The organism is Streptomyces sp. NBC_00443 (assembly GCF_036014175.1).
Lineage (GTDB): Bacteria > Actinomycetota > Actinomycetes > Streptomycetales > Streptomycetaceae > Streptomyces.
Window position 1 is genome coordinate 516732 of record NZ_CP107917.1, and the last position, 22000, is coordinate 538731.

Genomic DNA, 22000 nt, shown 5'->3' on the forward strand with positions numbered 1-22000 from the left:
ATCGGGGTATGGCCCGGCTCAGGCCGACGGCGCCACGGCGGCCCGCTCCGCCCACTCCCGCGCCGTGAGGTCGAGCAGTGCTTCCGTCTCCTGCGGGTCGGGCAACGGCCCATGATCTGCGGTCACTTGGAGGGCTGAGGCTGCCGTGAGGTGGCCCAGTCGCAGAGCGCGTGCCGTGGTCCCGCCCCTCAGCAGGCCCGCGAGGAAGCCGGCCGCGAAGGCGTCGCCGGCGCCGACCGCCTCCACCACCGTCGTGCGCGGCGTCGGCACCGTGGCGGTTCCTTCGTCACTGAACGCGGTCGCGGCGTTCGCCCCGTCCTTGACGACGAGGATGCGCGGGCGCGGGAGGTACTCCCGTACGTTCCCCGGGGTCAGGTTCTCGCCCCACAGAACCTGTGCCTCGTCCAGCCCGACGAAGACGATGTCCGCCCGGTCCGCCAGCTCGCGCAGCACGGTCGGGGCCGACCTGTCCGGCCACAGGGCGGCGCGGTGGTTGACGTCGAAGCTCACCGCGTACGGGCGTGCGTCGTTCTCGGGGTCCAGCGCCCGTGTGACCAGCCGACGGCACGGCTCGGAGAGCGCGGGCGTGATGCCGGTCAGGTGCAGCACCGAGGCCGCGCGCAGGGGCTCGCAGTCCAGGGCCTCGGGGCCCAGGGCTGAGGCCGCCGAGCCGCGCCGGTAGTAGTGCACCCGGGTCCCATCGGACCCCGGGTCCTTCACCAGCAGGCCGGTCGGTCGGTGGGGGTCGGTGCGCACGTGCGACACATCGACGCCGCCGGCGGCGACGGTGGCGCGCACGCGATGCCCGAGCGGGTCGTCACCGAGCGCGGAGAGCCAGGCCACCGGGATGCCGTGGTCGGCGAGGTACATGGCGACGTTCGACTCGGCTCCCGCCACCGACAACCGCAGTTCCGCCGCGCTCACCAGCGGGGTCGGTGGGTCGGGGGCCAGGGCCGCCATCGTCTCGCCGACGCAGACGACCGGGCCCGGGGTGGGGCGCCAGGGGGCGGTCGTGCCGGATGCCTGGGGGGCGGGCGCGGCGGGTGCCCGACCGGACAGCGGCGCGGCGGTCATGCCGGACGCCTCAGCAGGTGCAGTCGCGGATGCCCCTACGGCTGCCGTACCGGACGCCGGCGCAGCGATCACCCCGCCCGCCGCTGCGGCTCCGGCAGCGGACGGCCGACCAGCTGTCATGCCAGACGCCTCACCATCTGCCGTCCCGGATACCCCTACGGCTGCCGTACCGGACGGACGCCCGGCGATCACGCCTGGTCCCCGACAGCGGTGGGCCTTGCCGAGTCTCCGACGGTGGTCGGCCTGCCCGGCCCCCCGCTGGTCGCAGCACCCCGGGCGAGGTCGATCCGGGCCGCGGGCGTCGGCGTGCCCGGCACGTCCACGCGGGCGGTGAACAGGGCACCGTCGTCCGGGCCCGGCGCGGCCAGGCCCACGTGGGCGGTCGTGATGTGCAGGTCGTCGTGGGCGAGGCACAGCCCGGCCGGCTGCCGGGCGGGCAACCGCAGCGTGCGGTCGAGCGTGCCGTCGGGCAGGTGACGGCGGACGGTGCCGGTGCCCCAGACGGCGATCCATACGGCGCCCTCGACGTCGACCACCATGCCGTCGGGGCTGCCCTCGCCGATGGTCACGAACTCCTGGGGTGCGCCGAGAGCCGCAGTGACGGGGTCCACGGGATAGCGCCGGACCACGCCCCGCGCACTGTCGGCCAGATACATGACGCTGCCGTCCGGCGTGAACGCCGGCCCGTTGGGCACGGTGATGCCCTCCATCACCCGTACGACCGTGCCGTCCAGGTCGAGGCGGTACAGCGAACCGGCGCCCTCCCCGGCGTCGTAGGCCATGCTGCCGGCCCAGAAGCGGCCGAACGGGTCGGCGACGGCGTCGTTCATGCGCATGGCGGTCCGGGCGTTGTCCTCCGGCCGGGCCAGCCAGTCGACCGTGCCGTCGGGGTGGAGGAGGCAGATGCCGGTGCCCGCGGCGGCGACCCAGGTACCGGAGTGACCGGACAGGGGTGCCACGGCGCCCAGCGGGACGGGGAGTTGGGCCACCGTGTGCAGGGGTGCCGTGGGGTTGTCCGGGGCCGACAGGAGGCGGCCGGCGAGGATGTCGACGAGGACGATTCCGGAGCCGGTCCAGCGGATGCCCTCGCCCAGTTCGAGGCGGTCCGGTCGGGTGGGGCGCAGCTCAGCGGTCACCGCGTCGCCTCTTCCACGACCTTGCGGAAGGCGCGGGCGCGCTCCCTGAGGGCGGTGCTGCTGCCGCCGTCGGCCGCGTCGCCGACGAGGGGGGAGCCGACGCCGACCGCGATCGCCCCGGCCGCGAGGCAGGCGCGGGCGACGACCTCGTCGACTCCGCCCACCGGGACGAACGCGGCGTCGGGGAACGGGCCGCGCAGGGCCTTCACATAGGCGGCTCCCCCGGCCTCGGCGACCGGGAACACCTTCAGCGCGGCCACTCCGATGGCCTGAGCCGCGATGATCTCGGTCGGGGTCAGCACGCCGGCGAGGACCGGCATGCCCAGCTCCTGCGCCACGCGGACGCCGTCGCCGAGTCCGGGGGTGACGGCGAAGTCGGCTCCGGCACTGTGGGCGGCGCGGGCGTCCTCGGCGGTCAGGACGGTGCCGGCGCCGAGGGGTCGGTCCGGGCCGAGCGTGGTCCGGGCGCGTTCGATGACGGAGAGGGCGCCCGGCGCGGCGAGTGAGACCTCGATCAGTTCGACGCCCTCCTCGGCCAGGGCCAGCACGGTGCGCAGGGCGGCATCGGGGTCGCCGCCCCGCACTATCGCGACCAGGCGGTGGGTGGCCAGCGCGGCGGTCAGGTCCACGGACGGTGCTCCTTCGGTGCGGGGGGCGAGGGGCAGCGGCAGGCCCCGGTGAGCGTAAGACTCCAGCGGACCTCGCCGGACGCCGGTACCCGCGCGGCATCGTCGGGACCTGCGTCGGCGAGGTCGAAGACGCGGCCGAGCATGGGCTCCACGCCCGTGCTCCGGTACGGGTGCGGCTGGGGGTAGCCGCCGAGGTTGCGCCACAGGGCGATCGACACGGGCTGTCCGTCCGCCGCCAGTTCCAGGGCGAGCCGGTCGCGGTCGTCGTGGACGCAGCATCGCGCCGAGTCGACGACCGCCCCGACCGCGGTGCCGTCGTCGGGACCGAGCCGGTCGAGGGGCAATCCGTGGGGCGCCGGCCAGCTGCCGGTGCTCCAGGGGGCCCCGGCGGGCCAGGGCCGGGCCATGAGAGCGGCGGCCTCGGGGAACAGGCGGGTGGTCGCGCCGGCCGGCATGCGCAGGGTGGCGCGCGGGGAGAGGTCGAGCAGGGCGTGCGCGGCCCAGACGAAGCGGAAGCCGGGCCGTGCGGTGAGGGTGTAGTCGACCCGAGTGCCGTCGGACGTCGGGCGGATGGACCGTGCGAGGGCGAAGGACGCGCACTCGACGTGTTCGGTGTCGCCGGTGCGGGTCCAGGGGCGTGACCAGGCGTCGCCGTGATCGGGGAGGCCGCGGACGGTGGGGATGCACTCCTCCAGGCCGCCCGCGTCCACGAACGCATCACCCGGCACGACCTTGTCCCGTTCCGGCGTCGAACGGTGCCAGAGCCATTCACGGCCCGCCGCACGCAGGGATGTCCAGCGGCCGCCGTGCGCGGGGTCGGTGGTGATGGCCGGCCCCGTCGTCACCATTCGGCGAAGGAGCCGTCGGCGTGCCGCCAGAGGGGGTTGCGCCAGGCGTGTCCGCTGCGGTCGGCCGCGCGTACGGCCGCCTCGTCGATGGTGATGCCCAGGCCCGGGGCGTCGTTCAGCGGTGCGTGGCCCGCCACGAAACGGAACGGAGCGGGGTCGGCGAGGTAGGACAACAGGTCGGCGTCCTTGTTGTAGTGGATGCCGCGGCTCTGTTCCTGGATCAGGAAGTTGGGGGTGGCGAAGGCGACTTGGAGGCTGGCGGCCAGCGCGATCGGGCCGAGCGGGCAGTGCGGGGCGAGTTGGGCGCCGTAGGTGTCGGCGAGGGAGGCGATGCGGTGGACCTCGGAGATGCCGCCGGCGTGGGACAGGTCGGGCTGGGCGACTGCGATGCCCGCGGTGAGGGCGGGCAGGAACTCGGCGCGGGAGTAGAGGCGTTCGCCGGTGGCGAGGGGGACCGGGGTCGCGGCGACCAGGCCGGGCAGCAGATGGCCGTGTTCGGGGACGACGGGTTCCTCGACGAACAGCGGGTGCAGCGGGGCGAGTTCGGCCAGGACCCGGCGGGCGCTCGCGGCGGTGAAGCGGCCGTGGAAGTCGACGGCGACGTCTCGGTCGGGGCCGAGTGCCTCGCGGGCGGCGGCCACACGGGCGACCACCGCCGCGGTCTCGGCCGCGGTGGCGATCGGCGAGGTGGCGCCGGCGCCGTTCATCTTGACCGCGGTGAAACCGGCCTCGACCTGGGCGGCGATCTGTTCGGTGAGCTCGGCGGGTTCGTCGCCGCCGACCCAGGCGTAGACCCGGACGCGGTCACGCACGGGGCCGCCCAGCAGGGCGTGCACGGGGGCGCCGTAGGTCTTGCCGGCGATGTCCCACAGGGCCTGGTCCAGGCCGGCGACGGCGCTGGACAGGACGGGGCCGCCGCGGTAGAAGCCGCCCTTGGTGAGGACCTGCCAGTGGTCCTGGATGCGCAGCGGGTCCTGGCCGACGAGGTACTCGGCGAGGACGTCCACCGCGGCGCGGACCACCTCGGCCCGTCCCTCGACGACGGGTTCGCCCCAGCCGACCACGCCGTCGTCGGTCTCGATCCGGCAGAACAGCCAGCGCGGCGGGACCAGGAAGGTTTCTATACGGGTGATCTTCACTTACCGCCGTTGCCTTTCGTGTCGTCGGGACCGTCGATCCGGTCCAGGTCGCGTCCGGCCTGGACGAGCAGGGCCCGCATCGCCGCCTCCGCGGCCTGCGGGTCCTGGTCGCGTACGGCGTCCAGGACGGCCCGGTGGGCCGGTACGGGGTCCTCGCTGTGCGGGTGGCTGTGCACGATGCGGTCGCGGTGGGCGAGGCCGGGCTCGATGACCATCTCCATGCGCTGGAGCAGCTCGTTGTGGGTGGCGCAGAGCAGGGCGCGGTGGAAGGCGAGGTCGGCCTCCACGGCCTGCCCCGGGCCGGAGCCCCGCTCGCCCATCGCCTCCAGAGCCGCGTCCAGGGCGACCAGGTCGGCGTCGGTGCGGCGCTCGGCGGCGAGGCGCACGGCGGCCGGTTCGACGATGGCGCGTACTTCGGCGAGGTCGGCCAGCAGCGTCCGGTCGGCCTCGGTGGCGAGGTCGGCGCCCTCGAACTGCCAGCGCAGTACGTCGGCGTCGAGGAGGTTCCAGTCGGCGCGGGCTCTGACGAAGGTGCCGCGTTTCTGGCGGGCGTCGACCATCCCCTTGGCGGCGAGCACCTTCAAAGACTCGCGCAGGGCGGTGAGACTGACGTCCAACTCGCTCTGCAGCGCCACCAGGTCGAGCGTGGCTCCCTCGGGGATCCGGCCGCCCAGGATGCGGCGGGCGAGGGCCTCCACTGTCTGGCCGTGCACGCCGCGGCGGGCGTAGGGCGTCATGTCGTACAGCCTTTCTGCTGAGGAGTGGGGACGGCGGTGGTCATGCGGACGCCTTCAGGACGCTCCAGCCGCCGTCCACGACGAGGCTCGTGCCGGTGATGTAGGCGGCTTCGTCGGCGCTCAGGAAGGCGATGGCCGCGGCCACCTCCTCGGGCGTGCCGAAGCGCCGGGCGGCCGTCTCGGCGACGCTGCGCTCACGGTCCGCGGGCGGCACCCGGTCCCACGCGGCGGTGAGGATGGGGCCCGGCAGGACGGCGTTGACGCGGACGTCGGGCCCGTACTCGACGGCGAGCTGACCGCACAGGGACAGCAGCGCGCCCTTGGACGCGGCGTAGGCGGAGTGGCCGGGGATGCCCACGCGGGCGTGGACGGACGAGGTCAGCACCGTCGCTCCGCGCCGGGCCCGCAGATCGGGCAGCAGCGCCCGGAAGCCGAGGAAGCTCGCGGTGAGGTTGACGGAGAGCTGCCGCTGCCACGACTCCAGGGTCATCTCGTGGGCCGGGACGACGTCGACGGTGTAGGCGTTGCCGACGAGGACGTCCACGGGTCCGAAGTCGTGGGCGGCGGCCACGATCCGCTGCCAGTCGTCCTCCGCCGCCACGTCGGCCCGCACGAACCGGGCCCGGCCGCCGTCCTTCGTGATCCGTTCGGCGACCGCCGTGCCGCGTTCCTGTGACACGTCGGCGAGTACTACGGCTGCTCCCTCCGCAGAGAGGCGTACGGCGGTGGCGGCGCCGATTCCGGAGGCCGCACCGGTGACGACGGCAGTGCGGCCGGTGAAGCGGTCCATCGTGGGTCGACTCCTTCGTGAGCGTGCTGCGCGTGCTCCGTGAGCGGGGACAGGCCGTGCGGGAAACATATGCGGCTCACTGACGTGTCAGTACCACGAGGTCCGCATCATGATCGGCGCTCCAGGCGAGGGGCAGCCCGTAGTGCAGCAGATGGGCGCCGCTGTACGTCGTCCCGGTGGCGGTGTCCCGATAGCGTGCCGTCGGCTCCAGTGCCCGCAGCCGGAGCCGGTCGGGGCGGCCGGGCACGAGTGGGGCTCCGTCGAGCCGTCCGGTGCTGAGCGCGGCGACGACCGTGCGGTCCCCCGCGTCGTACTGCACCCCGCAGGTGGTGTCGGCCGGAGAGCCGAGCAGCCGGGCTTCTCCGTGGTGGATGACCTCGCGCAGTTCCTTGTAGCGGGCGATCCACAGCGCGGCCTCGGTCCGCTGCTCCGGCGTCCATGCCCGCAGGTCGGCCCCGATGCCCAGTACCCCGCACATGGCGTTCACGAAGCGGAAGGCGAGGCTGCGCGGGCGCGGGTCGAAGATGCCGGGCGCGTCGGTGACCCAGGAGCTCATGACGTGCGAGGCGTGCGCGTGCAGGAAGCCGTACTGGATGGAGAGCCGGTCCAGCGGGGCGGTGTTGTCGCTGGGCCAGACGACGTCGGTGCGGGCCAGTGTGGCGTGTTCGACGCGGGCGCCGCCGCCCGCGCAGCCTTCGACGGTGACGTGGGGGTGGGTGGTGCGCAGGTGGTCGAGGACGCGCAGGTAGCCGTGGACGTGCTCGGCGTCCAGGTCAAGGCGGTCGGCGGGCCCGGCGCCGGGCCGACCGCGCTCGGTGGGCGGGCGGTTCATGTCCCACTTCAGATAGCTGATGTCGTACGTGCCGAGGAGCCGGTCCAGGGTGCCGGTCACGAAGTCCTGGACGTCGGTGCGGCCGAGGTCGAGCAGGAGTTGGTTGCGGATCAGGCGGGCGGGCCGGCCGTCGGTGCGGTAGACCCAGTCGGGGTGTTCGGTGTGCAGGCCGCTGCCGGGGCTGACCGCCTCGGGCTCGATCCACAGGCCGAAGTCGAGGCCCAGGCCGCGCACTTCGTCGACGAACCGGTCGAAGCCCTGTGGGAAGGCGGCCGGGTCCGGATGCCAGTCGCCGAGCCCGCCGGTGTCGTCGCTGCGGCCGGTGAACCACCCGTCGTCGACGACGAACAGCTCGGCCCCGATGTCCGCTGCCGCCTTCGCCAGCTCCAGCTGTCCGACGGCGTCGACGTCGAAGCCGGTGGCCTCCCAGGAGTTGTAGAGGACCTTGCGGGGGCGGTGCAGCCGCTCGCCCGTGAGGTGGCGTTCGTAGCGGTGCCAGACACGGGACAGCCCGTCGAGTCCGTCGGGGCTGAAGGCGCAGGCGAGGCGGGGAGTGACGAGGGTTTCGCCGGGCATGAGGAGGACCGCACCCTCGTGGGCGACCCGCCCGGCGCGCACGCGCACCGAACCGCCCGGCTCGGCCTCGGCGGTGATGTGCCAGTTGCCCGGCCATTCGAGCGCGATGCCGTACGTGGCCTGCGCGTCCCCGTCCTGCACGGCGAGCCAGGGCGCGTAGGCGTGTCCGGGCGCGCCCTGGAGGCTGCCCATGGTGAACGTCCCTCTGGGCAGGTCGAGTTGGGTGCGCTGGAACTCCTGCGACCACTGGCCGGTGAGGCAGGTGAGCCGGGCCGCCTCGGTCACCGGGATGTTCACGGCGCCGGAGTCGAACCGCTCCAGTCGCAGTTCCTCCCTGCCGGTGTGCTCGGTCCAGCGCAGGATCACGTCCGTCCCCGGCACGGTCTCGTAGCACAGGACCGTGCGCAGGCCGAGCACCTCGTCGGTGAAGGCGAGCCGCAGCGTCCCCTGCCCTTCCTCCGCTCCCTCGAAGTCCCACCACACGCCTCGCTCCTCGCCCGGGCGTGCAGCGATGAGGTCGGCGCCGGTGAACGGCCGTAGTCCGTGCGGCAGATACTCAGCGGGGGCCGCGTCGGCGGGCGTGATGAAGTGGGTCCGCCTGGACCGGTCGAGGGCGGAGGGGCCGTGCTCGACGCCGAGGGGGCCCCAGGCGTCGAGTTCGGCCCACGGGCCCTGCGGGGAGAGGCGGACGGTGTAGCTGGTGTGCTCGGTGCGCAGGGTCCAGCGCCGGTGCGAGGTCACTTCACCGCTCCCAGGTTGAGGCCGGCCACGAAGTGCCGCTGGAACCGCAGGAACACGGCGACGGTGGGCGCGGCGGCGATGACGGAGCCGGCGGCGATCACGTTCCACATCGACACATACTGGCCCTGAAGTCCGATGAGGGCAGCGGTGATCGGCATCTTGGTGTCGCTGCGCAGCACGGTGATCGCCCACAGCAGGTCGTTGAAGATCCACGTGAACGAAAGGGCGCTCAGCGCGGCGAGCGCGGGCCGGGCCAGCGGGAGGATGATCCGCCAGAAGATCTGCCGGGGGCCGGCGCCGTCGACGACCGCGGCCTGCTGGATCTCGGCCGGTATCGCCCGCATGAAGCCGTGCAGGACGAAGACGTAGAAGCCGACACCGAAGCCGATCTGCACGCCGATGAGCGCGGTCAGGGTGTCGTGGACGCCCATCAGCTCGCTCAGCTTGGAGACCGGGATGAGCAGGATCTGCGGCGGGAGCAGATTGCCGCCGAGCATGAGCAGCAACAGGGAGCGGCGCAGGGGCATTTCGTAGCGGCTGAGGGCGAACGCGGCCATGGCCGCCAGGGCCAGGGTCACCAGGACGCACGGGACGGTGACGAGCAGGCTGTTGATCAGGGCGCGCTGCTGGCCGCCGTCGACCCAGGCCAGCCGGAAGTTGTCGAGGGTGAAGGAGCGGGGCCAACTGCCCAGGCCGTGCGCGGCGATGTCGTCGAAGGAGCGCAGGCTGGTCACCAGGACCAGGACGATGGGCAGCAGCCACAGCACCGCGAGCGCTCCGGCGCCGAGGTGGAATCCCGCGGTGGCGGTACGGCGGCGGCGCAGCGCCGCGGACCCGGCAGAGGTGCGCGTGGGCGAGGTACGGGTGGCGTCGGTACGGGTGGTCGCCATCAGTCGGCCTCCCGGAAGGCGCGTACGAGGTAGGAGGCGATGACGCCGAACGCCAGCAGGAAGATGACGACGGCCAGGGCGGAGCCGTATCCGAGGCGCAGGGACTGGAACGCGGTCGAGTACATGTAGGTGCTCAGCAGTTCGGACGAATGGTAGGGGCCGCCGCGGGTCAGCGACCACACGACGTCGAAGGAGCGCAGCGAGTCGATGATGATGACGGACACGACGACCGCGTTGACGCTGCGCAGTTGGGGCAGGGTGACATGCCGGAACCGCTGCCAGGCGCTGGCGCCGTCGACCTTGGCGGCCTCGTACAGCGCCGGGTCGATGCCCTTGAGCCCGGCGAGGTAGAGGACCATCACGTAGCCGATCTGCCGCCACAGCGCGGGCACGATGACCGCGTACAGGGCGGTGTCCTGGTCGGCGAGCCAGGCGTGCCGCAAGCTGCCGAGGCCAACCGCTTCGAGGAGTTGGTTGAGGACACCGTCGGGCTGGTAGATGGCCTGCCAGACCAGGGCGGTGGCGACCAGGGAGAACACGACGGGCAGGAAGAGGGCGGCGCGGTAGAAGCCGATGCCGCGCCGCTCCTGCTGGAGCAGCAGGGCGGTGGCGAGGCCCAGCAGGGCGGAGAGGCCGCCGAACAGCACCAGCCACAGCACTGTGTGCCCGACCGCGCCGCGGAAGATGTCGTCCCCCGCCATCTCCCGGAAGTTGTCCAGGCCGACGAACTTCGGTGCCGACACGCCGTCCCAGCTGGTCAGGGCGAGGTAGAAGCCCTGCAGCGCGGGCCAGAACACCCACACCGCCTCGGCGAGCAGCGGGACGAGGACGAAGGCGACCACCATCGGGGGTGTGCGCCTCGGTCCCCGGCCCCGGCCGCCACGGGACGGCGCCGGGACCGGGAGCTTGCGGTGGGGGGCGGTCAGGACGGCCATGTCAGGCGTTCCAGATCTTCTCGGCGTCGTGCTGCCAGTCGGTGAGGATGCTCCCGATCTCCTTGGGCTTGGCGAGGAACTTGGTCAGCGCGGTGTCGGCGGTGGGCTGGAGGGCGTCGCTGGAGTCGCGGTTGAAGAACTGGGTGATCTCGGCGGCCTCCTCGATGTGCTTGCGGCCCTTCTTCACCAGCGCGGTACCGGCGTCGGCGGCGTCGGGGTGGCAGGGCAGGGCGGTACCGGACGATCCCTTGATGTAGATCTCCTGCGCCTCGGCGGTGGCGAGGTAGCCCAGCAGGTCGAGCACCCCGTCGCGGCGGCCGGTGCGGGCGCTGGCGAAGTAGCCGTCGGTGGGGGCCTCTTCGGCGAGCGGGACCTTCGCGTCGATGACCGGGAAGCGGAAGAAGTCGATGTCGTCGAGGGCGTCCTTGGGTGCCGCGTCGGCGAAGAAGGTGCCGATCAGCATCATGCCGCTACGGCCGTTCAGCAGGGCGGTGGTGGCATCCTGGAAGGCGCCGGCCGTGCCGTTCGGGTCGAAGTACGGCAGCAATTCCTGCCAGCGGTCGAAGACCTTGCGGACCTCGGGGTCGTCGAACCGGTGCTGTCCGGCGAGCAGTTGGCGGTGGTAGTCGGCGCCGTTGATGCGGATGTCGAGGTAGTCGAACCAGGCGGAGGCCACCCAGGCGGTGTTGCCGCCGGCGCCCAGCCCGATCGGGGCGACGCCCTTGCTCTTGAGCTTGTCGCACAGGTCGAGGAAGTCGTCCCAGGTCTTCGGCTCGCTCACGCCCCACTTGGCGAAGTTCGACTTCCGGTAGAACATGCCCCACCAGTAGTAGGTGGTGGGGACGAAGACCTTCTTGCCGGAGCCGGCGGTGCACAGTGAGTTCAGGGCCTTGGAGTAGCGCCCCAGGTCGGGCGAGTCCCAGAGCTCGCCGAGGTCGAGCAGCAGGTCCTTCTTCGCGTAGGCGTCCGCCACCGAGCCCGGGTACCAGGTGTACACGTCCGGCGGGTTGGCGGAGGTCAGGTACGTAGGCAGCTGGGTGCGGAAGGTCTCCGCGGCGACCGTGTTGAGGCTGACGCTCCCGGCGTCCTTCTTGCCGTAGGCGGCGACGATGTCCTCCATCGCCGCCTTGGCCTGCGGCGCGGACAGGTTGGACTGGAGCGTGACCGCGCCCTTGGACGAGGACTTCGAGGACGAGGTGGACGTGACACAGCCGCTGAGCAGCGAGGCCGTCCCGGCGGCGCCGAGTCCGGCGAGGAAGCGCCGTCGGCTGGGCTGAGGGTTGGTCATGGAGGGCTCCCTGTGGGTCCGCGCGGCGGATCCAAGTTCGCGTGGCGCTTCCACCACGTCAAGATTAATTACTAATTTATTTGAACTGGGCCCGGTGGACGTACCCGTCGACCCCGCGGAACACGGCGTCGACCGCACCGCCCTCCCTCGCGACCGCCCCGAGCGAGCCCTCGATGGCGGCGCTGGGGAACTCCTCCCGCTTCGACCAGCCCTGCCAGGCCGCACCGTCGTAGCGGCGCTGCCAGAGCGTGTAGTCACCGGCCCGCGCGTACAGGACCACGGCGTCCCCCACGGCGACGAGCGTCGGACTGCCGCTCACGGTCCCGCCGAGCGAGGTCCACTGCGACCACTCCCCCGAGGCGTCCCGCGTCCGCGTCCACACGTCGTCCGCCGAGGTCCGCGCGACGACATGGACCCGCCCTTGCGCGTCGACGACGGCGGACGGCCTGCCGTACGTCGGCCGGTCACCCGGCGCACCGAGCGACGACCAGCCGGAAGCCGGCCCGCGCTGGACGATCCGCCCGTCCGCCCCGCGCGCGACGAGGGTCCAGTGCGTGGGGTCGGTGAACGCCACCGACGGCGCGTCGGTCACCCGCCCGCCCAGGCTCTGCCAGCCGCCCCACCGTCCGTCGGCGAACACCCGCCGGTACACACGGGAGTCGGCGCCGCGCACGAACACGTCGATACGGCCACCGGAGGACGCGTAGGCGGCGGGCTGGCCGAGGATCCCGCCCCTGACCGGGCCTGCGAGGTCCCTCGTACGCGGCGTTCCGCTGCCGTTCATCGACGCCGAGTGCTGCACGAGGTTTCCGCGGGGTCCGCGGAAGAAGGTGCTGAGCGTGTCGCCGGAGCGCACCACGGCCGGGCTCGCAGTGGCCTTCTCACCCAGGTTCGCGCCGGGCAGGGCGTCCGCGCCGGTCAGCTTCAGGAACGCGGTGCCGTGGGCGGGGACCTCGACGGTGTACGACCCGGTGTGCGTGCCGCGATCGGCGCGCGCCCGCAGGTCGCGCACCTCGACCGCACCGCCCAGCGCCGCGTCGGCGAAGTTCACGATGCGCTCGACCGGTTGGTCGGAGCGGTTGAGCAGGACGACCGCGCGGCGGCCCTGCCCCGAGAGGACCTTGCTGTAGACGTCGCCGACGGAGTCGGTGGCCACGCGGACGCCCTGGATGGCGAGCGGGTCCTGGTTCACGGCGATGATCTCGGGGTTGCGCAGGGTCCTGATCATCGACTCGGACAGGGTGCGCGGGTCGGAGCCGAGGACGAGCGGCGAGGCCATCTCGGCCCACATCACGAACTGGGTGGTGGACTCCTCCTGCGTCAGCTCGTACGACCCGTCGGCCATGCGGCGCATCGGGATGAGGTAGTCGGGGTCGTTGTAGTGGCCGGGCCCCTGAGCCTCGGGGTGCCAGGCGTTGGCGTCCATGTTGCGCAGCACGTTGGGCCACTGGCCGGGGCTCGGGGTGCCCCAGGCGATGTCCGTGCCGGTGCGCCAGGAGTCCGCGATGGTCGGGGCGTAGGCGTAGGTGTTGTGCGCGTCCTGCTCGGGTGTGTGCGGCAGGCCCCAGTCGTCGGTGAGCGGGTTGCACAGGTTGAGCAGCATCCTGCGGCCGGACTTGGCGACGGCGTCGCCGAACTCCTTGAACGCGGGCCCGGGATCGAGCTTCGCGCCGATCCCGCACAGGAAGTCGACCTTGATCGCGTCGACCTTCCAGTCGGCGAACTGCCGTGCGTCCTGGTCGTAGTGGCCGCGGCTGCCGAGCCCGCAGGTCTTGCCGCCGTCGTAGGTACCGGCGTCGGTGTAGATGCCGGCTTTCAGTCCGCGCCGGTGGAGGTAGGAGACGAGGGCGGGGATGCCAGACGGGAAGCGATCGGGGTGGGCCGTCAACCGCCCCTGCGTGTCACGGGGGTTGTCGGCCTGCCAGCCGCCGTCCAGCCACACGATGTCGTAGCCGCTGTCGCGCAGCCCGCTGCTGACGAGCCTGTCGGCGACGGCCCGAACCTCCTTCTCCGTGGGCGCGCCGAGCCCGTAGTAGGTGTTCCAGCCCATGTACGGCGTGGGGGCGAGACCGCTGTCGTAGTAGTCGGGCGCGCCCTGGTCCACGGGGGTGTGCGCGGTGGCGGCGGGGGCCGCCGACGCGGTCAGGACCACGGAGATCGCGGTCGCGAGAGCGAGTGAAGTCACGTGCCTCTCCCGGAGGTTGGGAAGCAGGAGGAGGTGTGACGCGGGCCGCGCCGGAGGCCGGGGCCGTCGGCGTCACGGCGATGACTGTGGCGCGCGGCCGGAACCCTGTCAATATTAATTACTAATTTAAAGAAACAAGGATCCGGTCCTGCCGGAAGTCTTGACGGGCCCAGGCCCGCGGTGCAGGGCTTGGCAACGTTGTCAGCCCTTGAGCGACAACGTTGTCACACCATGCTTCCAGGTCGCCTCCTTCACCGGACATCCCTGATCGGAGCCCTCGTCCCATGCCGGATCAGCCTGCTGCGCCGCCCCGCCGTGCCGTCCTCACCGCCGGGTCCACCCTTCTCGCGGGCTTCGGGATGGGCATGAGTCTGCCGCCCGGCGCCGCCGCGGCCGGAACCGGCCACCCGCGTCGGACTCCCGCCCGCGGCGAACTCGCCGTCTACCGACCGGTGTCGGTCTCCTCCACCGACTACGCCCCCACGCCGGCCGAGTTCGCGGTGGACGGCCTCGACGGCACGAGGGTGCGCGGGACGGGCTGGCGTGCAGCAGGCGGTGACCCGCAGTGGATCTGCCTCGACCTCCAGGCGCTGTGCGAGATGGAGTCGCTGCGGCTCACCTTCGAGGCGACCGTGGACGATCCGCCGTACGTCGACGCGCCCGGGGGCAACCCGCGGGACAACACCACCGGGCAGGAGATCCTGTCCAGTTGCGCGGTCGGTTTTGTGATCGAGACCTCGCGCGACCGGCAGACGTGGACGTCCGTGTACCGCACCGATTCCGGCCGGGGCGGCGTCGTGGAGATCGCACTGCCCCGGCCCGTCAGCGCGCGGTGGGTGCGCATGACCGTCCACAAGCGCTCCAACGCCAACCCCCTGGGCCTCAACGGCCTCCAGGTGTACGGGTCGGGCGGACCAGGGTGTCGGTGGAGATCACCGACACGGACCGCTCGGGCGACCGCCACGGCCTCACCGCCCGCGTACGCAACCGCGGCGCGACGGTCGCCGCGATGACACGCATCTCGCTGCTCGACGCCGATTCCGGTCACCGGGTCCTGCCCACGCTGTACGGCGACAACTACCTCAGGCTGCTCCCCGGCGAGTCCCGCACCGTCACGCTGTCCTGGCCGGCCGCTTCCCTCGCCTCCGGCAGGCCGGCCGTACGGCTGGAGGGCTACAACGTGCCGACGACGACCGTGGCCGGCCGCGCACGTGAGGCGGGAACCTCATTCAGAAACGGCATCGCTGAATCCGATGAAAAGGATGCGTTGGACGTCAGAATCAGGCAGGAGCACAGTGAGCACGTCTTCACCTGGACCGAACCACCCCGACTGCACCCCTGCGGAGAACACTCGATGAACCACGTCGCGGATCCCGAGCGCTACAACGGCACCATGCGATACCGGCGCACCGGACGCTCAGGACTCGACCTCCCCGTGCTGTCCCTGGGGTACTGGCACAACTTCGGTGACGACCGGCCCTTCGAGGCCCAGCGCGAGATCGCCCTGCGCGCCTTCGACCTCGGCATCACCCACCACGACCTCGCGAACAACTACGGTCCGCCCTACGGCGCCGCGGAGATCAACTTCGGCCGGCTGATGAAGCAGGACCTCGCGCCCTACCGGGACGAGCTGGTGGTCTCCACCAAGGCCGGCTGGGACATGTGGCCCGGTCCGTACGGCCAGGGCGGCGGCTCGCGCAAGTACGTGCTCGCCTCGCTCGACCAGTCCCTGCGGCGGACGGGGCTGGAGTACGTCGACATCTTCTACTCCCACCGGCTCGACGCGAGCACGCCGCTGGAGGAGACGATGGGGGCGCTCGACACGGCCGTCCGCCAGGGCAAGGCCCTGTACGTCGGCATCTCCTCCTACGACGCCGAGCGCTCCCGGCAGGCGGCCGCCATCCTCCGGGAGCTGGGCACACCGCTGCTCATCCACCAGCCGTCGTACAGCATGCTCAACCGCTGGATCGAGAACGAGGGCCTGCTGGAGGCCGCCGGGCAGGAGGGCTTCGGCGTCATCGGCTTCACCGCGCTCGCCCAGGGGCTGCTGACCGGGCGCTACCTCGACGGCGTCCCCGCCGACTCGCGCGCCACGCAGGGCAAGTCGTTCGACGAGACGTGGCTGTCGGAGGACATGCTGAGCAGGCTGCGTGCGCTGAACGACATCGCGGGCCGCCGCGGCCAGAGCCTCGCCCAGATGGCGCTCGCCTGGGCCCTGCGCGACGAACGTGTCACCTCGCTGGTCATCGGCGCATCCCGCACCGAGCAGCTGGAGCAGAACGTGGCCGCGCTGGAGAACCTCGACTTCAGCGACGAGGAACTTGCCGAGATCGACAAGTACGCCACCGACGGCGGCGTCGACCTGTGGCAGGACGCGCGGACCGGAAACCTCGGCTGAGGTCCGGGCCGCCCGCCCCCACTCGAGCCCGTCGCTGGTATGGACCTGATGTGTCGTCAGGGCTAGGCTCTGCCCGACCCCGAATGAGAGCGCTCTCAGATTGCGGTTGTTCCACCCCACGTTGTTGGAACGACGAAGGGCAACTCCCTTGAGACGCATCAGACTCAAGTACGCCGGCCTCGCCGCGCTCCTGGTCCTCGGCAGCTGGACCGCGGGCGGAACCGCACAGGCCACGGCGGACGACTCCCCCACCGTGGCGGACACGGAACCGGCCTCCCCGGACTGCTGCAGGCGATGCAGCGCGACCTCGGCCTGTCGAAGGAACAGGCCGAGGCGCGGCTGGCCGCGGAACGCACCGCCATGGACGTCGCACCGAAGGCACGCAAGGCCGCCGGGTCCGCCTACGGCGGCTCGTGGTTCGACACGAAGAGCGAGCGGCTCACGGTGGCCGTCGCGTCGGACGCCGCGCCCGCGACCGTACGGGAGGTCCGCGCCACCGGTGTGACGGTGCGCACCGTCGCGCACAGTGCGCGCGATCTCGACGCGGCCAAGGCACGCATCGACCGGCTCCCCGCGCCGTCCGGCGTGAGCAGTTGGCACGTCGATCCGGTGGCCAACACGGTCGTCGTGAACGTCGTCCGCGACAAGCGGTCGGACAACGATGTCCGCGGCTTCGTCTCCCGCGCCCGCGCGGCCGGACCCGTCACCGTGCAGACGGTCGCGGCGGCCCCGCGGACCTTCGCGGCGGGAACGGTCGGCGGCGACCCGTACTACACCGGCAACGTCCGCTGCTCCATAGGCTTCTCGGTGCACGGCGGCTTCGTCACCGCCGGGCACTGCGGTGGGCAGGGAGCAGGTGTCCGGGGCTGGGACGGCAGCTACATCGGAACGTTCCAGGGCTCCTCGTTCCCGGACAACGACTACGCCTGGGTGAGCGTCGGCAGCGGCTGGTGGACCGTGCCGGTGGTCCTCGGCTGGGGCACGGTCCCGGACCAGCTCGTGCGCGGCTCGGCGGAGGCTCCCGTCGGCTCGTCCATATGCCGCTCCGGCTCCACGACGCACTGGCACTGCGGCGCCGTGCTGGCCAAGAACGAGACCGTCAACTACAGCCAGGGCGCGGTGCACCAGATGACGAAGACCAGCGTCTGCGCCGAGGGCGGCGACTCCGGAGGGTCCTTCATCAGCGGTGACCAGGCCCAAGGGGTCACCTCGGGCGGCTGGGGCAACTGTTCGGGCGGCGGGGAGACCTGGTTCCAGCCGGTGAACGAGATACTCGGCCGGTACGGGCTGACCCTGCACACTGCCTGATGCAACGGACCCGATGCACCGGACCTGATTCACCCACCCTGATGCACCGGACCTGATTCGTGGCGCCACACCTGTGAAGCACGAGCCGCCGCGCGACTGGCGGCGGCCGTGCGGCAGGATGAGGACCATGAGCGTAGTCAAGATCAACGTACTGACCGTGCCCGCCGAGCAGCGCGAGACGCTGGAGAAGCGCTTCGCCTCCCGTGCCCACGCCGTGGAGAACTCGGACGGGTTCGAGTGGTTCGAACTCCTGCGGCCGGTCGAGGGCACCGACACGTACCTCGTGTACACGCGCTGGCGCGACGAGGAGTCCTTCCAGGCCTGGATGGAGGGCCCCATGAAGTCGGCCCACCAGGGCGGCGGCCAGGAAGGCGCCGAGCGCCCGAAGCCGGCGGCCAGCGGGTCCACGCTGTGGTCCTTCGAGGTCGTGCAGCAGGCGGGCCCGAAGGGCGAGTAACGACAAGCGGGCGGCGGTAAGCGGCGGGGGCCAGGGCAATGCCCCCGCCGTGTTCGCCTCCGGTCTCGCGCGGGATGCCAGAATGCGCCCATCGTGTCCTCGCACGGCCTCCCCCGCTTCCTCTGACGGCCGCCTGCGGGCCCAGTTGGTCGACCTGCTCGACGGCACCGACCCGTGGGACGACCTTGAGCGGGACCACCTGCGCCTGGCCGGTGAGTGGCTCTCCAGTGGCGCGCCCGTCCACAGGGCGCGTAAGCCCGACGTCCCGAGACTCACCTCATGAGCTACTTCGTCGTGCTGGACGCCGAGCGCGGCGAACTGCTGCTGGTCGCGCACCGCAAAGCCGGCCTGTGGCTGCCCCCGGGCGGTTAGGCCAAGATCCGAGCACCAGCATCCCCCTCAACGCACGGGACCGGGGCCAGGCACGTCGCGGCGAGGTGAACTGGCGGTGCGCAAGCCGGCTCGCCACCAACGGCCGCATCCACGTGCTGTTCGCTGCGGAGAACCGCTTGGGGCTCAAGCGGCGTCAACGCGTGCTCGACTGGCTCGCCGAGACCGGCCGCAGCCACACAGGCCCCCGTGCGTCAGCCGTCCTTCGCTCCGCCCGCGGAGGAGCGGCTCACCCACCGTGACCGGGTCCTGCGCGAGTGGCTGGACAACCCGGACAACATGATTCCCGTCCACGCGGTAGACGATCAGGTCGCGTGGGCCGGCGAGCCGAACTGGACGGAACTGGCCCGGCGGGTCTACGGGCGGCCCGGCAACGTCTTCGCACGCGGCAGCAAAGCCAGGGCCGAGCAACGTCGCCCGTGGGGCTGCGAGGCGGCCCGCAATACGAACCGCACCATCGCGACGGATCACGGCCTCAACCTCCGCATGCTCCGGGCAGCCTGCTACGTCTTCGTGGCCGCGCTGACCGCCATGCGCGACAGTGAGATCCACTAGCTCGAACGCGGGGCACTCACCCAGTACTACGGTGTCCCCGCGCTCGCCGCCCGGAACGTGAAGGGCGACGACTCCCGGCCCCGCGGCTACTGGTGGATTATCGAGCCCGTCGCGCGAGCCATCGCAGTTGCCGAACAGCTGACCTGGCACGACACCAGAGTCTTCACCGCGGTCACCGCAAAAGCTCGGGGCGGCGACGGCGGCTTCGATGCTGCTCGCGACATCCCATCAGGGCCAGCGCCGGATCGCCGCCCTGCGGACCTGACGGTCTCGGCCCCGGCCTGAACTCCCCCATGGGGCAACGGAGTGCCCATCACGGTCAAAGCAGGGTGTAGACGCTGTCGCTCACCCGGCTCCGGCGCGGTGGCCGGGTGCCCTTGAACCACGTCACCCAGGACTGCGGGAGGGCTTCGCGGTCCAGAACGAAGTCGTCGAGCACCAGGCAGTCGATGTCCGACCTCAGGAAGCAGAGCAGGGCGTCGACGGGGGTGTGGACGATCGGCTCTCCTCGGAGGTTGAACGAGGTGTTCAGGAGCAGCGGGCAGCCCGTTCGGTCGGCGAACGTCCGGATGAGGCGGTAGAAGCGCCCGTTCGTTCCCTCGGTGACGGTCTGGACCCGGGCCGACTTGTCCACGTGGGTGATAGCCGGCAGTGACAGCGGCGACACGACCTCGCAGGTCTCCAGCATGAACGGCGACTCGTGGTCGAGCCGGAAGTGCTCGTGCGCGTGCTCGGCCAGCACGGCGGGGGCGAACGGCCGGAACGCCTCGCGCATCTTGACCGAGGCGTTGATCCGGTCCCGCGTGTCGTCGCCCCGTGGGTCGGCCAGGATCGACCGTCCGCCGAGGGAACGCGGCCCGAACTCCTCCCGGCCGTGGTACCAGCCGATTACCTTGCCGTCGGCCAGTCGCCCCGCGACGGCGTCGAGCAGACCTGCCTCGTCCCCGCGGAAGTCCGCGAAGGGCTGGTCGGCCTGCGCGCCGAGCAGCCGGGCGATACCGTCGGAGTCCGTGCCGGAGCCGAGGAGCACCGAGGTCAGCCGGTCCTGGCGGGGCCGCTGCCCGGTCAGGCGCTGGTGGGCCACCGCCGCGCACCCGAGGCTGCCGCCCGCGTCGCCGGCGGCCGGCTGCACGAACACCCTGGCGAAGGGGCCCTCCTCGACGATGCGGCGCACGGCGACGACGTTGAGGGCTACGCCTCCGGCCATGCACAGGTTCTCGCTGCCCGACATGCGGTGGGCCTTGTCGACCATGCGCAGCAGGGTCTCCTCGGTCACCACCTGGATGCTGCGCGCGAGGTCGTGGTGGACCTTCTCGATCTCCGACTCCGGTACCCGCGGCGGCACGCCGATCAGGGACGTGAAGCGCTCACCGAGCATGCCGTCCGGGCTGGTGAAGTCGAAGTAGTCCAGGTCGAGCCGGAACGACCCGTCCTCGGTGATATGGATCAGCCGGCCGATCTCGTCCCGGAACCGCGGTTCGCCGTAGGGGGCGAGCCCCATCACCTTGTACTCGCCCTCGTTCACCTCGAAGCCGAGGTAGCCGGTGACCGCGCTGTAGAGGAGGCCCAGGGAGTGAGGGAACTCGACCTGCTCGCTCAGTTCGAGCGACGCGCCCCGGCCGACCCCCCAGCTGGTGGTGGCCCACTCGCCGACCGCGTCGACCGTCAGCACGGCGCTGTCGTCGAAACCGGAGAAGTAGTATGCGCTCGCGGCGTGGGAGAGGTGGTGGTCGACGAACTCGACGCGGCCCTCCCAGCCGAGCAGGTCCCGGATCTCCCGCAGCGGCCGGTCGGCGTCGAGGCGGTAAAGGGCGCTCGCGCTGCTGTCCGGGAAGGCCGGCAGCCCGGTCCACAGCTGGCGGTGGAGCTTCTTAGCCGGGTCCTCGTAGTAGGCCACGCAGTCCACGTCGGTGATGCGCAGACCGGCTTGGTCCAGGCAGTCGCGCACAGCGGCGAGCGGCAGGTCGGGATCCTGCTTGCGCCGGGTGTAGCGCTCCTCGTGGGACGCGGCCACGAGCCTGCCGTCGACCAGCAGCGCCGCCGCCGAGTCGTGGAAGTGGGCCGAGATCCCGAGGACCACGGGTCCGGCGGGCGCCGGGGTAGGCGTGTTCTTCGCCGTCATCGCGGCTCTCCCTGTCCAGCGGTGTGCGGCTCCGCCATCGCGACCGCGATCTTCCGGTCGCCGGTGAAGGGCTCCCGGCCGTGGCCGGACAGCATGTTGTCCACCACGAGGATGTCGTTCTGCTGCCAGTCGAAGCGGACCCGGCACTCCGCGTAGCAGCTGCGCAGGTGGTCCATCACGTCGTCGGGGATGCGTCCGCCGTCGCCGTAGTACGTGTTCGTGGGGAGGCCGTCCTCGCCGAACAGGGCGAGCAGGCCCTCCTGGACGTCCTCCGGGAGCGTGGTCACGTGGAAGAAGGTGATGTGGTTGAACCACACCTCCTCGCCGGTGCGCGAGTGGCGGTGCAGCGCGTCCCGCACCACGCGGGTGCGCAGCCCGTCCTCGCCGGTCCACTCGGGGATCAGCCCGTGCTCCTTGCAGTAGGCCTCCACCTCGGCCCGGCTGTCGGTTCCGAACACCTCGGGCCACGGGACGCCGAAGTGCGGGTGGTAGTTGCGCACCAGACTCCAGCGCCGGCGCGCGAACTCCTCCCGTACGGCAGGGTCGATCGCCGCGTACAGCCGCCGGGTGTCGGCCAGCGGTGTCGCTCCCAGCGTCTGCGGCGCCCGCAGGCAGTAGAAGTACAGCGTCATCGGCCAGGTGTCCTGGTAGGAGCACTCGTTGTGGAGGAAGATCTCCTCCTCGGCCGGGTGGTCGGTGGACGTGTACACATTGCCCTGGATCGAGGTGCGCGGTGAGGACGCCTCGGTGTAGGTGAGCGTCTCCCCGGACAGCGCGTTGACGGTCGACTGCAGTCCGTCGACGCCGTCGATGTCGAAGCCCCGGAAGAGGAGCGCTCCATGGGTGTCGAGCGCCGAGCGGAGCTCGTCACGATCGTGCTCGATGAGCTCTACGAGGTCGGTGGTGGAACCTGCTTCCACCACCAGCGGCAGCACTGCCGGCTCGGACATGCGGTCTCCTGACGTAACGG

The 22000-nt window shown here is 71.8% G+C and carries 18 protein-coding genes and 2 pseudogenes; 6 read left to right on the forward strand and 14 right to left on the reverse strand.

The features are described 5' to 3' along the window. Positions 1-18: 18 nt before the first annotated feature. The 12 genes from OHO27_RS02410 to OHO27_RS02465 form a co-directional block, all read right to left on the reverse strand. Complete coding sequence (locus tag OHO27_RS02410; RefSeq protein WP_328419800.1) at positions 19-1074, reverse strand: sugar kinase; 1056 nt, start codon at positions 1072-1074, stop codon at positions 19-21. 188 nt (positions 1075-1262) lie between these two features. Continuing rightward, entirely contained in the window at positions 1263-2210 is a 948-nt protein-coding gene (locus OHO27_RS02415; protein WP_328419802.1) for an SMP-30/gluconolactonase/LRE family protein, read from the reverse strand. After that, positions 2207-2839 carry a bifunctional 4-hydroxy-2-oxoglutarate aldolase/2-dehydro-3-deoxy-phosphogluconate aldolase gene (locus OHO27_RS02420; protein WP_328419804.1) on the reverse strand — a complete coding sequence of 211 codons (633 nt, stop codon included), beginning with the start codon at positions 2837-2839 and terminating at the stop codon, positions 2207-2209. Before OHO27_RS02420 ends, OHO27_RS02415 begins: the two co-directional genes overlap by 4 nt. Beyond that, positions 2830-3687 carry a hypothetical protein gene (locus OHO27_RS02425; protein ID WP_328419806.1) on the reverse strand — a complete coding sequence of 286 codons (858 nt, stop codon included), beginning with the start codon at positions 3685-3687 and terminating at the stop codon, positions 2830-2832. Before OHO27_RS02425 ends, OHO27_RS02420 begins: the two co-directional genes overlap by 10 nt. Then, a complete protein-coding gene (dgoD, locus tag OHO27_RS02430; RefSeq protein ID WP_328419808.1) occupies positions 3681-4826 on the reverse strand; it encodes a galactonate dehydratase in 1146 nt (381 codons plus the stop codon). The genes OHO27_RS02425 and dgoD overlap by 7 nt, the downstream gene beginning before the upstream one ends. Then, positions 4823-5563, reverse strand: coding sequence for a FadR/GntR family transcriptional regulator (locus OHO27_RS02435; RefSeq protein WP_328419810.1), 741 nt, complete (start codon positions 5561-5563; stop codon positions 4823-4825). Before OHO27_RS02435 ends, dgoD begins: the two co-directional genes overlap by 4 nt. A 40-nt stretch (positions 5564-5603) precedes the next feature. Continuing rightward, the gene (locus OHO27_RS02440) at positions 5604-6353 is read right to left on the reverse strand and encodes an SDR family NAD(P)-dependent oxidoreductase (protein ID WP_328419812.1); all 750 of its coding nucleotides are present in this window, start codon (positions 6351-6353) and stop codon (positions 5604-5606) included. A 76-nt stretch (positions 6354-6429) separates the two neighbouring features. Further along, positions 6430-8502, reverse strand: coding sequence for an alpha-galactosidase (locus tag OHO27_RS02445; RefSeq protein WP_328419814.1), 2073 nt, complete (start codon positions 8500-8502; stop codon positions 6430-6432). After that, on the reverse strand, positions 8499-9392 hold the full coding sequence (locus OHO27_RS02450; protein ID WP_328419816.1) for a carbohydrate ABC transporter permease: 894 nt from the start codon (positions 9390-9392) through the stop codon (positions 8499-8501). The genes OHO27_RS02445 and OHO27_RS02450 overlap by 4 nt, the downstream gene beginning before the upstream one ends. Further along, positions 9392-10327, reverse strand: coding sequence for a carbohydrate ABC transporter permease (locus OHO27_RS02455; RefSeq protein ID WP_328419818.1), 936 nt, complete (start codon positions 10325-10327; stop codon positions 9392-9394). Before OHO27_RS02455 ends, OHO27_RS02450 begins: the two co-directional genes overlap by 1 nt. Before the next feature lies 1 nt (position 10328). Then, entirely contained in the window at positions 10329-11615 is a 1287-nt protein-coding gene (locus OHO27_RS02460) for an ABC transporter substrate-binding protein (protein ID WP_328419820.1), read from the reverse strand. Positions 11616-11691: 76 nt separating this feature from the next. After that, positions 11692-13800, reverse strand: coding sequence for a glycoside hydrolase family 27 protein (locus OHO27_RS02465; protein WP_328419822.1), 2109 nt, complete (start codon positions 13798-13800; stop codon positions 11692-11694). A 284-nt stretch (positions 13801-14084) separates the two neighbouring features. On the opposite strand from OHO27_RS02465, the gene OHO27_RS02470 reads away from it, so the two are divergent. The 6 genes and pseudogenes from OHO27_RS02470 to OHO27_RS02495 all read left to right on the forward strand — a co-directional run bounded on the left by OHO27_RS02470 (position 14085) and on the right by OHO27_RS02495 (position 18908). Beyond that, positions 14085-14813, forward strand: coding sequence for a discoidin domain-containing protein (locus OHO27_RS02470; RefSeq protein ID WP_328419824.1), 729 nt, complete (start codon positions 14085-14087; stop codon positions 14811-14813). Next, positions 14726-14923, forward strand: a pseudogene (locus tag OHO27_RS02475) (hypothetical protein); the annotation flags it as partial. The gene OHO27_RS02470 and the pseudogene OHO27_RS02475, both read left to right, overlap by 88 nt. A gap of 231 nt (positions 14924-15154) precedes the next feature. Then, the gene (gene mgrA / locus OHO27_RS02480; protein ID WP_328430327.1) at positions 15155-16198 is read left to right on the forward strand and encodes an L-glyceraldehyde 3-phosphate reductase; all 1044 of its coding nucleotides are present in this window, start codon (positions 15155-15157) and stop codon (positions 16196-16198) included. A 148-nt stretch (positions 16199-16346) separates the two neighbouring features. After that, a pseudogene (locus OHO27_RS02485) lies at positions 16347-17506 on the forward strand (S1 family peptidase). Positions 17507-17633: 127 nt separating this feature from the next. Then, the gene (locus OHO27_RS02490) at positions 17634-17963 is read left to right on the forward strand and encodes an antibiotic biosynthesis monooxygenase family protein (RefSeq protein WP_328419826.1); all 330 of its coding nucleotides are present in this window, start codon (positions 17634-17636) and stop codon (positions 17961-17963) included. A 579-nt stretch (positions 17964-18542) separates the two neighbouring features. Then, on the forward strand, positions 18543-18908 hold the full coding sequence (locus OHO27_RS02495) for a hypothetical protein (RefSeq protein ID WP_328419828.1): 366 nt from the start codon (positions 18543-18545) through the stop codon (positions 18906-18908). Positions 18909-19227: 319 nt separating this feature from the next. Here OHO27_RS02495 and OHO27_RS02500 read toward each other — a convergent pair whose 3' ends face one another. Together OHO27_RS02500 and OHO27_RS02505 are read right to left on the reverse strand one after the other, a co-directional pair. Continuing rightward, on the reverse strand, positions 19228-21030 hold the full coding sequence (locus tag OHO27_RS02500; protein WP_328419829.1) for a carbamoyltransferase family protein: 1803 nt from the start codon (positions 21028-21030) through the stop codon (positions 19228-19230). Continuing rightward, positions 21027-21980 (reverse strand): TauD/TfdA family dioxygenase, encoded by a 954-nt coding sequence (locus tag OHO27_RS02505; RefSeq protein WP_328419831.1) that lies wholly within the window; start codon positions 21978-21980, stop codon positions 21027-21029. Before OHO27_RS02505 ends, OHO27_RS02500 begins: the two co-directional genes overlap by 4 nt. Positions 21981-22000: the final 20 nt, after the last annotated feature.